We start from the raw sequence: 13,969 nt of genomic DNA, 5'->3' as shown, positions 1-13,969 counted from the left end.
GGCGCCTCCGGCGGTTTCAACGTTGTGATGATGCACCGTCAATCATGCGCTGATTGGTCGCCGCGCCAACGCGTCCTCCTTGATCATGGCCGCTCCTTTGGCTGCGATCATGAGCGTGGGCGCGTTGGTATTTCCGGACGTTACATGCGGCATGACGGATGCATCGACAACACGTAACCGTTTAATGCCTCTCACACGCAGTCGTTCATCAACCACTGACATGGAGTCCCCACCCATCTTGCACGTACTGGTCTGATGAGATGCGGTGTTTCCGGTCTCTGCCATGAAATCAAACAGTTGCTCGTCGCTTTGAATATGTGGTCCCGGCAACTGCTCGCTCAGGACCCGCGATGCAATAGGTTTTAATGCCATGATTTGGCGAATCTGCTTTACGCCGCTGATCATTGCACGAATATCCTCGTCGTCCGTCAGAAAGTTCGGAGTGAGCTTTGGGGCTTGCGCTGGGTTTGCAGAGTGTAGCGTCACACTCCCAGTTGTTTTCGGACGCAGAATGAACACAGACACGCCCAGGCCTGGATCTCGATCAACCTCAACGTGGCCGTTTGGATGAAAATTGAAGGTCATCGGGCGAAAGCTGATCTGAAGATCGGCATAGTCAACGTCTGGACTGCTCTTGATGAATGCAGCAACCTGCGAGGTTCCCAACGCGAGGTAGCCGCCCTTTGTCAGAAGATAACGGGCTCCCTCGAGATACTTCCACATCCCTCTTATTTTGCTGTTGTATGAACTCGAGCCGGTCGACCGATAGGCAGTGTGAACGTAAAAATGGTCTTGAAGATTTTTGCCGACCCCTGGTAAATCCAGCACAGTCGATATTCCATGGCTTTGAAGTTCTTCGGCCGGCCCAAGACCGGAGAGCATCAGCAACTGAGGTGAATTAAACGAGCCGGCCGAGAGGATGACCTCTTTGGCAGCCACAATAGTGTGCTTTGTTCCCTCGCATTCGATCTCGACGCCGGTTGCCTCTCCGTTTGCCAAGAGTAGGCGATGAACCCGACAGCCGGTTCGCACTGTGAGGTTCGGTCGATTCATGACAGGCTGCAGAAAGGCGAAATAGGCAGACTGTCTGCGTCCGTCACGAATAGTATGCTGCATGAAGCCAACGCCATCATGGACTTTGCCGTTGATGTCATCGGTCTTTTCGATTCCATGCCTGCATGCGGACTCGATGAAATCGAATGAGCTCGATACTTTAACCGCGGGGTCGCTGACCCACAGAGGACCTTCTGCGCCTCGATATGCATCCGCACCGCGTTCATTGTGTTCGATTGCCTTAAAGTACGGAAGCACATCGTCGTAACCCCATCCTGGGTTGCCAAGTTTTTCCCAGTTGTCGAAGTCATACGGATGCCCGCGAATGTATATCATCCCATTGATAGAACTTGATCCTCCCAGGCCCTTCCCGCGAGGCCAGTACATTTTGCGTCCGCGAAGTGCGGGCATAGGCTCCGTAAAATAGTTCCAGTTGAGCTCCTTGTCGAAAAAGAGCTTGGCCATACCGGCTGGCGTGTGAACCCAGAAGCGATCAGAGTCGGGACCCACTTCAAGGAGCAGTACCTTGTTCTCGGGGTTGCTGGAAAGTTCGCGCGCGACAACGCAACCGGCGGAGCCTGCGCCAACGATAATGTAGTCGTAGATTTCCATAGATCGTGTTCCTTACCGGGCGTCTCCGGTGCTGCGCGAGGCAGCGGGTTGGGGGCAGAATTGTGACGGGCTGTCGGGCGTAATGTCTCCGATAGACGTTCGGAGGTCGACGTCCTTGGTTTCCGGTATGAACCTGACCAAAATGACCGTCGCGGCAGCGACAGCGGTTACGTACCATCCGGGAGCAAGAGGTGACTGAAGAGCGCGCACCAACCATGCACAGACGAGCGGCGAAGTCCCACCCAAAATCGCCACCGTCGCTTGGTAGGCGATAGCATGACCCGTCGCGCGGAATGAAGTCGGAAAAAATTCGGCCGAAGCAACGAATGTGGCACTTCCATAGAATCCGATGCCGATGGCGATGAGTGCCTGGCCGAGAATCGCATCCAGAAGGGTGCCGTTCGAGGCAAGGCGGATCGAAAGCCAGGCAATCAAGGCAATCCATAGCGCCCCGCCGGTGAGCACTGTTTTTCGGCCAAACCGATCGCTAAGGGCTCCACCAATCGGGATCGTGACCGCATATGCTGCGATGGCAATTGCGTTGGATAGGAGCGCCATCTTGGATTCGAGACCTGCCTGTTTGACAAGAAAGGTGTACGTGAATCCGAGCAGATAATACGAGGCTACCGACTGTAGCGACATGATCATCGAAACGCACAGAATCGACTTCAAGCCGGATCGCGTGAGGACTCGCAGCGGGGTCGCGGAAGGGTCTTTTTTCGCCGCCTGCTTGTATTCCTCGGGGTCCTCGAGGTTGCGTCTAACCCAATAGCCGACAATGCCAATCAGACCACCCATCAAAAATGGAACTCGCCACGCCCAGTCGATGTAGGCCGCTTTGCCGGTCAGCAATTGAAGGCCAATAAGCATGAATGCGACGAAAGCGTTGGGGATGTTGCCAAAAAAATAGACGATCCCGACCCAGAACCCTCTTCTTTTCTCTGGAGCTGATTCGAGCACAAAACTCGTGCTTCCTGTGGTCTCTCCTCCAACCGCAAGGCCTTGTACGAATCGACACGCTACGAGCAGGGCAGGCGCTGCGATACCTATGCTTTCGTACGTGGGTAGCATGCCGATCATCGCAGTTCCACCCGCCATCAGCCAGATGGTGATGGCCAGCACCTTGACTCGACCGACTCTGTCAAGAAGATAGCCGAACATAAGACCACCGACTGGCCGCGCGAAGAATGCGACAGCATAGATAGCGAAGGTATTGAGTATCGCGGCGTTAGGGTCACTCCGTGGGAAGAAATGTGCCGCGATAAAAGGTACTGAGAACCCGAACACGGCGAAGTCATAGAGCTCACCGAAGTTCCCGATTGAGGCAGCGCTTAAGGTGCGCTTCGTTGTTGGCCGTTTCACTTGTCTCCTCCTGTGTGTCGCCTCTCCCGGACGAATCGGACATCTCGCATCGGGAGCGGCTGCACAGTTTGTCTGAACGAGCCCGGCCTTTTCAGCATGCCTCGCTAAACGAGCAGGGTGCGGCAGCGGCCACGTGCCGAGTGGCCTGATGCGGAAATGCTACTTAACGGAGTGGTCAGCGCTCTTTGGAGCTCGCTGCGGAAAACGACGATCAAAGATAGTTTCGGCGATGCGGTTGAGCATCATCTCGATCGTGCCGCCGGCAATCATCCATCCGCGTGTACGCCGCAAGCAGTATTCGACGAGTGTCTCGTCGCTGTAGCCCATACCGCCCATGACCTGCAAAGCCTCATTGGCGACCTCAAAACCAACGCGGTTGCACATCACTTTCGCAATTGCGGTTTCCTCCGCCGAAGGAAAGCCGCTATCAGCATTCACAGCAGCCCGGTAAAGGAGCAGTTGTGCGGCATCGAGTTGAATTTTCATGTTCGAGAACTTCCATTGAATGCCTTGAAAATCGCACAATGGCTTTCCGAACTGGTTTCGGGTCAATGCATGTTCACGCGCAAAGTCGTACGAATAGCGGCCGAGCGCAAGGGATCGGGCGCTGTTGCCAATCCGCTCCACATTGAATCCCGACATCTGTTGCTTGAAGCCGCCTGGCCCGAGAAGCACGTTTTCCTTCGGGACGTAGACGTTGTCAAAGAAAAGCGGATTCCAGTCTTCTCCGCCGAGGAAACGCGAGGGTTTGCCAAAAGTGAAACCGTCAGCGCCTCGTTCGATAAGGACGGAGCCGATGCCGTCCAGCCCAGGGCCAAACCGTACGTATACGAGAAATACCGACGCGTGTAGGCCATGCGTGGTAAAGATCTTGCTGCCGGTAATCCGGTAGCCGTCACCGTCCGGTTTGGCAGTCGTCGCGAGTTCCGTCATCGCCGAACCTGCGCCAGGTTCGGTCATCGCTACGCAGATCAATCCCTTGCCGGCCAGCAACGGCGCAAGATAGCGCTCTTTCTGGTCTGGGGTCCCGAACTGTGCGAGAACGCGAACGGCGCCGAAGTTGCCGGCTTGGATTACGTCGGCGCTGCGCGGACACACCGCTGCGATTTGCTCAATGGCGAGAGTAGCATCCATCAGGGTGCCGCCGATCCCGCCATCTTTCTCATCAATCGTAATCCCGATCAGGCCGGTCTCCGCCATCTTCGACGCTATCTCCCACGGATACTCGCCTGAGTGGGCGCGGGAAAGGGCTCCGTCTGCCAACTCACGTTGGGCGAAAGTACGCACTGAGTCGCGGAAGATCTGCTGAGGTTCCGTTAACTTGAAGTCCAAGATGAATCTCCTATTGCGTTTTGTCCGTCTGGCCTACCTTCGCAGGCAGACAAGTTGAAAAAACCTTCTGTAGTCGCGCAAGACGGTCAGCAGAGCCTGACCACTCCGTCACGGCTCAAGCATGGCTTCAAGGTCGTGGTGGCCGAATTGACCGTAGCGTCTCTCTAGCCAGAGCGACCAAGGCAAGAGAGGGGTCGGAACGCGATGAAAAGCTACGCTTGCGTTATGTTATCCCACAATATTGGATAATATTCAATTAGACGCAACCCTGATAGGTTGCCCATGGTTATCCATAGATTGGCGACGAAACAATGATGCCGGCAAGATATGCGGCGGCCCGGGGCAAAGAGTTGAACTGAATCCGACATTGCGGGACAATTGCTAGGTAAGGCGTTGGTGCCCGGGGTGCGAACGAGGGGCGTTCAGGCCGGAGGTCCGGAAAGCGCGCCGATTGTTACCCGGTTGGATAACTACTGTGAGGTGCTTTGTGAGTGAGACACGAGTTGAAGAGTCGACCTTAGAGGAGGCAGTTGCGCGTTTTCTTGTCGGCTTCAGTTTGAAGGACGTCGATGCCGGTGCGCTGACGGCGGTGAAAGGATTGCTGAAGGATCAGCTTGCGTGTCAAATCGGAGCAGTGCGGCTGCCCTGGTCGCAAGATTTACGGAGTTCTCTGCGCAAGCCGCGGCCCGGCTCGTCCAGTGTCATTGCGGAATCTACGCGGATGGACGCCGCAGACGCAGCCTATCTGAACGCGTCATACGGACATGGGTTCGAATACGACGATGTGGCTAGTAACGGACATCCTGGCTGTAGCGTTGTGCCTACGGCAATCGCGATCGGCGAGGAAATCGGCGCTACGCTCGGACAGGTGGTCGAGGCTATTGTTGCCGGATACGAAGTCTACGCCCGCATTGGTCGATTGGCGGCGCCGGATCTGGTGAACGCAGGCTGGCATGCGCATGCGGTCCTTGGCAATTTCGGCTCTGCTGCGGCCGCCGCACGGATGCACGGACTCGACGCCGCACGCGCGTTACACACATTGGCCATTGCGCTAAGCCACGCCTCGGGTACGACGGAATACACCGCGAGCGGTGGCTCCATCAAACGCGTGCATGCTGGGATCGCTGCACGCAACGGTATCGAATCCGTAGGCCTTGCACGTGCGGGTATTACCGGACCGTCCCGCTATCTCACTGGCAGAAAGGGCTTCTTCCAAACTTTCATCCGCCGACCTGCAGTCGACGCCGACGCAATCGCTGCTTTCGAGCCCGGACAACGGCTGAGGATCAACGACGCTTGGCTGAAAGCGTACTGTTGTTGCGGTGCACATCACGGATACATTGAGGCGATGGAGAGCGTCCAACATCGGGCTGCTGAAATGGTAGCTGTGGACGCGTACGTTCAGACGATGACGGCTGCGCTCGGGGACAACCCACATGCTCAAACTCACGGTCCGCGCAACATCGAAGAACTGCAATTCAGTCTTGCGCTGCAGATGGCCCTGGCCGCTTTGGGCAAGGGCAATGGAAACGCGACACATCGCGCATTTCTCGAGGGTAAGTTATTCGTCCCCGAGGATTCGGATGTCGTGCAGTTTGCGCGGCGCATTAAAATTCAGCGCTCCGCGGAGCTTGACCGGCGTTACCCCTACAACTTCGTCGCAGAAGTCGCTGTGCATTACAGCGATGGTACGACCCAGAAAATATTCATCGAGTCTGCGAAAGGAATGCCTGGTAACCCATTCACGCCACAAGAACATCGCAGGAAGCTCGATGACCTGACACATGAGGTTATCGGTGTCGAGCGGGCGGAGGAACTGTTTGGTCTGATAGAGCAGTTGGATCCAAGCAGACCTGTGACAGACCTTACGGCTTTACTCCGTCGCGACTAGATTGTTCGCTGGCAGCCGCAGCGCAGGCACGATACTTCCTGTGCTACGGCATGAACACTTTTAATTTCAGGTGAGGACTTCGACGTGATTTCGGCTGGTGACGGAGTAATCTTGCCGACGCTGCGCGGTAAGAAAATGCAGGTAGCGTTTGTTGTACGGCACTTGGAAGAGGCGTTGCACTTCTGGACGGCGACGATGAAAGTAGGGCCGTTTGTTGTGATTGAAGAATCGCTGGGGGACCGGCTGTTCGTGCATCGTGGCGTTCAAAGCACGGTAGAGATGTCTATCGCGTATTCCTATCTCGGAGATGTACAGATCGAGGTCATCGCACAGAGGAACTCGGCGCCGTCGCCCTATAGGGAGTTTCTCGATAGCGGACGGGAAGGGCTTCATCATATTGCCTTTTGGCCTGATGAGTTCGAAGGAGCGTGTCAAAATCTGAAAGAAAAGGGTTTCCGGGAGGTCTCGTCGGTTCGTACGGCCGACGGTGCGAAGAATCTCATCTATTACGATGGTCCTTCTTATCTCGGCGTCATGGTGGAGGTGCTCCCAATGACGCCGCTGCGCGAAAAATACTATGGCGGCATGAAGAGACTTGCCGAGACGTGGGACGGAAGCCGTCCGATTCGGACGTATTGCACTCGTTCAGACTACATGTCGTCCGAGGACTACAAGGTCTGACGATGCTTCGTCTTTCGACGAACGTCCGTGAATCCCACGTCAACAGACATATCAATCAGTCTTTCTGTCGATAGTCTGACCAAAATTGCATCGTGAAGTTATTGAGCCCGCTTACCGCACTGCAATTGAGCGGAGGCGGGCTCTATAACACTCGGGGACGAGGCAAGAGAGTGGTGGAGATTCCTCAGAGAACCGGAACTCGACGCAGAAGCCTGATATGTTCATCTACGATCATCGGTTCGACAGCTTTAAGGTATTCGTTCCATTCCGAGTCCCGGCTTCTCGCGAGCCGGCGGGTTTCCAGGTCGGCGTAGTTGTCAAAGCCCCAAAGTTGAACAATTTGATTCAAGTGGCCGACTTCACTTCTGTAGAGTGAGATTGGAGGGCCCATATGACGCTGTTGTACCTTCAACGCTTTTCCCCTACAACCCGCTGGAACTCGATAATCCTGCTTCGTTGAACTGTTGTCACGATGAATTCGACAACCTTGCGGTGCTATCTACGAGTCCATCTTCATCTGGCAATGAAAGTCGTCGCAGAATGCTAGACATCAAGTCAGTCCGGATCATCCATTCGTCGTTGTCGTTCTCAACGGGCGATTGATTCAATTTCGACATGCCCGTTATCTAAGACAACCTCATTGCGCTCCGCCACGCGTGCTCTGAAGGATCCGTCGCGCCACGCCTCGACTCTGACGGTTTCGCCCGGGTACACGACAGCAGAAAACCGCAACTGAAGGGACCGCATGCGAAGAGGGTCGTCTGCTGCTAGAAGGCGCATCAACGCCTGAGTCGCAATGCCTGCCACACACATGCCGTGCAGAATGGGCCGAGGAAATCCGGAGCGAGCTGCCATCTCTGGGTCCGCATGCAATGCAAACAGGTCGCCATTGAGACGATAGAACAGAGCATGTTCTGGACGGGTTTGCACTTCCGCGGTCATTTCGGGCGCGCTATCAGGGATGACATGCGCGGCTGGAAGCGACGACGAGTCTCCGCCGAAGCCACCCTGACCACGCAGGACGTGGACCTGTCTCAGCGTCGCGTAACGTTCACCGGTGTGCGCATCCACGACCTCTCGTTCGGATTGAACCATGGCATGTTTACCTTCGCCGCGGTCCACCAGTCTGGTCACCCGAGTTCTCCCGATGACCTCACCAGAAGCCGGAAGCGCATGATGCCACTCGATCTCTTGAGTTCCGTGCAAAACCCGTGTCGGATCAACGGTGGTATCAGGGTGCACCAGCCAAAAGCCGGGGTAGCCCAGTACCAATGCCATCGACGGGAGCACGCGTTGTGCGTCGCCTCGATTTGGATCCACAAAGTCGAGGTGGCGCTGATCTAGCGGATTCTGCGCCATCCCTGTTGTTAAGGCATAGAACGCACTCTGGTGACTGGTGTAAGTTTGTCTGACTTCAGGTACGCGATAGCCTAGAAGTTTCTCCGCGTCGATAGGCATGTCACGGTTTCCCCGGGGATTCAAGCAGTGTGACCACACACGCGGCCTCTTCAAGCCCATGGAACCCGCCGCCGTTTTCGGCCAGGCCGATACGTGCGTTAGCCACTTGGCGTTCACCGGCTTCGCCGCGAAGCTGCGTCACGAGCTCGTGGATCTGGATTGCGCCAGTCGCGCCGATGGGATGTCCTTTCGACAAAAGACCGCCCGAAACATTGATCGGCAGCCGGCCGCCAAGGCGCGTGGCACCGCTCTCGACGAGAGGTCCGCCATCGCCGTATGGTGCGAAACCACAGTTTTCACTCTGGAGGATTTCGGCAAATGCTGACGCGTCATGCAATTCAGCGACTGATACATCCTCAGGGCCGAGACCAGCGAACTCGTACGCGCGCAATGCGGCATGTCGCGTAAGATGATGCTCGACTTCATCCGGCGTCCGGTTTGATCCACTACTGGCGCCAATCCCGCGAATCCGAATAGCGCGCTTCCGGTCGAAGCGCTGTAGAGCCTTTTCCGACACAACAATGATCGCTCCGGACCCGTCGCTCATCGGCGCGCACATGGAGCGCGTCATGGGCCACGAAATGAGCTTGTCCTGCAAGACTTCATCCGCCGTCATCGGCTCGCGATATTGAGCATTAGGGTTCCATTGGGAATGCCAGTGATTCTTGGCTGCGACTTCGGCGATCTGGCGCTGGGTCGTCCCGAACCGCGCCATGTGATAACGGGCCTGCGCAGCGTAGATGTCCATGAAAACCGATCGCTGCCCGCCGGCATCGCGTGCCTCCTCTGGAAGAGGCAGGCCATCACCCATTGCCAGTAGCTTCGCCATCTGTGCGTCGGCCAGTTCGCGGTCCCAACTCCCCTTGAACGCTTCGAACATCTCCTGATTCTTGTCACGGAAGTTCATCTTTTCCGTACCGACAACCAGGGCTACATCGTAGGTTCCCGACCTGACAGCGGCCCAAGCCTGCGCCAGACCCGAACTGGAGCTGGCGCACGCGTTGTCAGTGTTGAAGATGGGCAGGCGCTCGAATCCGTGAGCGCGCAGAGCGCACTGTCCACGAATATTATGTTGTCCCTCCAGCACGCCCTGACGCGTGTTGCAAAACCATGCAACCTCGATCGCGTCTTTGGCAATGCCTGCGTCGGCGAGAGCGAGGTCGACGGCTTGCGCGGTCAACTGCTTTACGCTTTTGTCCCAGTGTTTGCCAAGTGGGGTCATTCCGACGCCGACAATGTAGGCTTCACTCATCAATAGCTCCAAAGATTCACTTCGTCAAACTTAGATGGACCAGCTTGTGAGAGAGAACGCTGTCCGTCTCACTCGCGGGATAGGAATAGCCGGGAAACTGGTTTCCGCGGGTTGAACTCAGTATCGGCCGCCGCTGACGTGCAAGACGTCGCCACTCACATACGCGGCTCGCTCAGATGCGAGAAAGGCAACAACGTCGGCCACGTCTTCGGGTTGGCCGAGCCGCGGAATAGGGGTAGTCTTCTCTGCGTTTTCCTTCACCTTTTCATAATGCGCCAGTCTGCGTACGGCTTCTGTGTCGATAATTCCAGGTGCGACCGCATTGACGGTGATGAACGAACGTCCTGCTTCGAGCGACATCGCGCGAGTGAAGCCAATCACGCCTGCCTTCGCCGCGGAATAGTTAGCCTGGCCCGGATTCCCCAAGTGGGCACGCGACGAGACGTTGATGACGCGCCCCCAGCGCTGCTCGGTCATGTGAGGCATGACCGCGCGGGTACAGAGAAATGCGCCCTTCAGAATGACGTCGACAACCGCGTCCCAGTCATCCACTTTCATCTTCGTGATGCGCATGTCTCGCGTGAAGCCAGCGTTGTTGACGAGAACGTGGACGCCGCCGAAATGTTCGACGACCCGGCCAACCATCGCCGCGACAGCCGTCTCGTTTGTGACATCTGCGCCCAGCGCGAGAACGCGAGCGCCTGACTGCCTTAGCGTTGACGCCTGAGCTTCTGCAGCTGATTCATCGATATCTACCAGTGCTACCGCGGCGCCCTCCTGGGCGAATCGGGCGGCGATTGCCGCTCCGAGGCCGTGTCCCGCACCCGTAACAATTGCGACCTTGTCGTTCAACCCTAAGTCCATAATCGCCTCCTGTTGTGTGAATATAAACCACAATACGGGATTTGTTTATGATGTGCAATTGGGAAAAGTGGGTAATGGTTCCACAAGCAGATCGGCGGGTGAGACCAAACTAGGTGAAAACACGCATTCGGCTGTTCGTTGACAGAAATCCAGCACTGTGGGATAAATTGACGAATCGCCGTTCCGATGAACTTTTAAAAAAGGCCCTGCGCTATGAAGTCATTAACCGCCCAAGCGGGTCGCTTCCTTGCCAACATTACTTACGAGAAGATTCCTACAGAAGTATTGCCCACCGTGCGCGACGCTTTTACGGACACGATCGGGGTGATCATGGCCGGTATCGACCAGCCGATTTCGGACATATTGAGGAAGACACTGGTAGAGCCAGCTGGCCGACAGGAATCGCGCGTCTGCCTGTCTTCACACTTGGTCGAGGGTCCAGAAGCGGCTCTACTCGGTGGAGCAATTGCTCACTGTCTCGATTACGGCGCGCAATCATTGTCGGGACATCCCGCAGGTGTTTTGGTGCCAGCCATCCTTGCGGAGGGCGAAGTGCTGGGTTCAACCGGAAAGGAGATGACCACGGCATTCGTTGCAGGCTATGAAGTCTGGTGCGAGATGTGGCGCCGCAACAGGCACTATCACAAGGCTGGCTGGCACCCGACTTCCATTTTTGGTGCGCTTGCGTCTGCCGCAGCGTGCTCCGTGCTCCGTCGCCTGCCGGCGAACAAAGCCTCCATGGCGCTGGCCATTGCCGCCAGTCATTCGGGCGGTCTCTTCTCAAATTTCGGTTCGATGACGAAGGGTTACCACTCGGGCATGGCTTCGCGCAACGGTGTGGTCGCGGCTCGTCTCGCGGTCGCTGGTATGACAGGCGGCCCCGATGCGCTTGAGAACGAACAGGGATTCCTGACGGCATTTTCCTCTAACGGCACGCCGGATCGTGAGTCGCCGTCCAAGCTTGGCGAGGAGTGGTATCTGCCAAAGCACAAGTTGCAGTTCAAGATGCACCCAACGTGCTTCTTCGAGCACCGTTCGTTTCACGCGACTCTGAAAATGCTCAACGGTCGTCGAGTCGACCCGAACGAAATCGAGTCTGTCGAAGTTGAAATGGGCCGGAACCAGGTAACAGTGCTCGTTCATCACAATCCGCAAGACCGATTCCAGGCGCAGTTCAGCGGAGAGTACGCTATCGCCGCGGCCGTCATTCTCGGCAAGCTTGGTGTCGCTGAAACGGCCGATGAAGTCGTTCAACGCCCCGACATGCAGGCGTTCTTCTCGAAGGTCAAGCTAAAGCCGGTGGACGAGGTTGATCCACGCGACCCGGTGTTCTCGCCGACCGAGTCGGTCACGATGACGTTGAAAAGTGGCGAGGTTCTTAAGAGCGGTCCGATCTCTACGATTCCGGGATATGCCGGTGAACCTCTCACGACGGAGGAACTCTGGGGCAAGTTTGCTGAGTGCACAGAAAAGACTCACAACGAAACGCAAGCACGTGAGTTGTTTGAACTGCTGCAAAAAATCGATTCGTTGGACTCTGCCAAGCAGTTGCCAACCTGCGCGTCGATCTTTAACGAGTGATATCCATCCCGCTGCCCCGACCAGCGGTTGGCAGCACTGACTAGCGAAACGAGAACGAAATCATGGGACAAATTACGGTATCGGCAGCCATTGCGCGACTGCTTGAACAGATGGGAACGGAGTTCGTCTTCGGCCTCAATGGACATGGTAACTGGGGACTGCTCGATGCACTGGTCTACGAGACCAAGATCGAATGTATCAGCGCTCGTATGGAAGACCAGGCGGTGGAATTGGCGGACGGTTATTGGCGCTTCAAGCGAGGCGGCCCGCTCCCAATTGTGACCACGAGCGTGGGTCCCGGCAACGCCAATATCATGCCCGCGATCGCGACGGCATTCTACGAATCCATCGCAATGCTCGCGCTTGTCGGCGTCGGTGCGACGCATTGGTTCGACCGAGGTGGTATTGAGGAGGCCTATCGGGAAGGGCCCGAGGATTTCGCCGGAGCCATCCGGCCCATATGCAAGAAGGCGGTCATGGCGACACGACCGGACACCTGCATCGACATGTTCCTGCGCGCGTATAAGACGGCTTTGACGGGGCGCCCGGGGCCGGTGGTTATGGCGATCCCGTTTGACATCCAGCACGCGTTGATCGATGAGGATAGCCTGCCGGATCCGCGTCCTTATATGCGCATCCGCCGTCCCGGCCCGGATATTGATGGTGTGTCGGAAGCGATTGGCATGCTGAAAAAGGCCAAGCGACCGCTGGTGGTATTTGGCAGCGGTATCGCCAACAGTGGCGCGCACCAAGCGCTCCTCGATTTCGCAGAATCGACGGGGACGCCGGTTGTTGCGACCTCTGCAGGCAAGGCAGCATTCCCTGAAAAGCATCGGCTTTCGGCGGGCGTCATGGGTCGAGCCGGAACCCTGCATGGCAACCACATGGCGCGTCGATCCGACCTCATTATCGGGATCGGGACTCACTTCACGGACATTGATACTGGCGGCTGGACATTGTTTGACATCCCCGGTAATGCCAAGCTGATTCACGTCGACATCGACGAGAACGAATTGGGGCGTGCTTATCCGACCGATGTAGCCTTGAATTCTGACGCGCGTCTCGCGCTGGAAGCCTTCACCAAAGCGGCGAAGGACGCTGGGATTAAGGAGAACGTAGACTGGACAGCAGAACTCGACAAGGAGCGTGATGCCTTTAACGAGGCGGTTAAGCCGCTGCGTACATCGAACATCTCGCCGCTCCACTATGCGCGCGTCTGCGAAGATGTAAGTCAGGTCATCGAAGAAAAATGTCCTGAAATGTCAGTATTCTTCGATACCGGCCACATGCTCAGCTACGGTCCGCCGTTCGTGCGTGCCTCATCGCGTAACGTCTATCACAGCAGCTTCATGCATCGCATGGGTTGGAGCGCATCAGCGGCGATTGGTGCAAGTTTGGCTAGCGGCGGCAAGCCGGCGGTTGCGCTTTTGGGCGACGGCGCTTTTATCATGCGCTCCACGGTCATGCTCACGGCTGTTGAGCAGAAGCTCCCGGTGATTGCAGTGGTCTTCGACAACAAGTCGCTGCAGATTGAGCGTGAAGCTATGTTCAAGATTTACGGCCGCGAATCGCTCTGCGACTACCGCAAGAAGGGCGAGAGCGAACTGTGGGGGCCGGATTTTGCCAAGATGGCAGAAGGCATGGGCTGCGTCGGGGTGCGCGTCAACAAAGCCGAGGAATTCAAGGCTGCATTCGAGGCAGCCCTAGCGAGCGGCCAGCCTACTGTGATCAGTGTTGCGACCGAAATCGAGACACCCCAGTATCGGTCGGCTTGGTACCCGTATCCGAAGGATTTCAACGATACGTGGAAGCCGGGTCCTATCGCGGGTCAGGAAAACCATGGTTTCGTGATGCCCACCTTCACCAAGCCAGAACAGTGAGGA

General features: G+C 56.6%; 11 protein-coding genes. 4 read left to right on the top strand and 7 right to left on the bottom strand.

The features are described from left to right. Nucleotides 1–42: 42 nt before the first annotated feature. From SB822_RS34295 to SB822_RS34285, 3 genes are all read right to left on the bottom strand, one after another. Nucleotides 43–1,665 carry a GMC family oxidoreductase gene (locus SB822_RS34295; RefSeq protein WP_410856663.1) on the bottom strand — a complete coding sequence of 541 codons (1,623 nt, stop codon included), beginning with the start codon at nt 1,663–1,665 and terminating at the stop codon, nt 43–45. A 12-nt stretch (nt 1,666–1,677) separates the two neighbouring features. Next, a complete protein-coding gene (locus tag SB822_RS34290; protein WP_410856662.1) occupies nt 1,678–3,027 on the bottom strand; it encodes an MFS transporter in 1,350 nt (449 codons plus the stop codon). A gap of 159 nt (nt 3,028–3,186) precedes the next feature. Next, a complete protein-coding gene (locus SB822_RS34285) occupies nt 3,187–4,359 on the bottom strand; it encodes an acyl-CoA dehydrogenase family protein (RefSeq protein ID WP_410856661.1) in 1,173 nt (390 codons plus the stop codon). A 487-nt stretch (nt 4,360–4,846) separates the two neighbouring features. On the opposite strand from SB822_RS34285, the gene SB822_RS34280 reads away from it, so the two are divergent. Together SB822_RS34280 and SB822_RS34275 are read left to right on the top strand one after the other, a co-directional pair. After that, the gene (locus SB822_RS34280; RefSeq protein WP_410856660.1) at nt 4,847–6,250 is read left to right on the top strand and encodes an MmgE/PrpD family protein; all 1,404 of its coding nucleotides are present in this window, start codon (nt 4,847–4,849) and stop codon (nt 6,248–6,250) included. A gap of 111 nt (nt 6,251–6,361) precedes the next feature. Further along, entirely contained in the window at nt 6,362–6,931 is a 570-nt protein-coding gene (locus SB822_RS34275; protein ID WP_410856659.1) for a VOC family protein, read from the top strand. Nucleotides 6,932–7,115: 184 nt separating this feature from the next. Here the strand turns inward: SB822_RS34275 and SB822_RS34270 are convergent, their stop codons facing one another. The 4 genes from SB822_RS34270 to SB822_RS34255 form a co-directional block, all read right to left on the bottom strand. Continuing rightward, entirely contained in the window at nt 7,116–7,343 is a 228-nt protein-coding gene (locus tag SB822_RS34270; RefSeq protein ID WP_410856658.1) for an NIPSNAP family protein, read from the bottom strand. Nucleotides 7,344–7,519: 176 nt separating this feature from the next. Next, nucleotides 7,520–8,389 (bottom strand): MaoC/PaaZ C-terminal domain-containing protein, encoded by an 870-nt coding sequence (locus SB822_RS34265; RefSeq protein WP_410856657.1) that lies wholly within the window; start codon nt 8,387–8,389, stop codon nt 7,520–7,522. A gap of 1 nt (nt 8,390) precedes the next feature. Continuing rightward, the gene (locus tag SB822_RS34260; protein WP_410856656.1) at nt 8,391–9,641 is read right to left on the bottom strand and encodes a thiolase family protein; all 1,251 of its coding nucleotides are present in this window, start codon (nt 9,639–9,641) and stop codon (nt 8,391–8,393) included. A 117-nt stretch (nt 9,642–9,758) separates the two neighbouring features. After that, a complete protein-coding gene (locus SB822_RS34255) occupies nt 9,759–10,505 on the bottom strand; it encodes an SDR family oxidoreductase (RefSeq protein WP_410856684.1) in 747 nt (248 codons plus the stop codon). Nucleotides 10,506–10,718: 213 nt separating this feature from the next. On the opposite strand from SB822_RS34255, the gene SB822_RS34250 reads away from it, so the two are divergent. Both SB822_RS34250 and SB822_RS34245 read left to right on the top strand, forming a co-directional pair. Next, nucleotides 10,719–12,086, top strand: coding sequence for an MmgE/PrpD family protein (locus SB822_RS34250; protein ID WP_410856655.1), 1,368 nt, complete (start codon nt 10,719–10,721; stop codon nt 12,084–12,086). Between the two features lie 62 nt (nt 12,087–12,148). Next, entirely contained in the window at nt 12,149–13,966 is a 1,818-nt protein-coding gene (locus SB822_RS34245) for a thiamine pyrophosphate-binding protein (protein WP_410856654.1), read from the top strand. Nucleotides 13,967–13,969 lie beyond the last annotated feature (3 nt).

Source organism: Paraburkholderia sp. SIMBA_054, assembly GCF_046534875.1.
Lineage (GTDB): Bacteria > Pseudomonadota > Gammaproteobacteria > Burkholderiales > Burkholderiaceae > Paraburkholderia > Paraburkholderia hospita.
The sequence above is the reverse complement of the archived record's forward strand: the minus strand, read 5'-3'. Positions and strand labels throughout refer to the sequence as shown.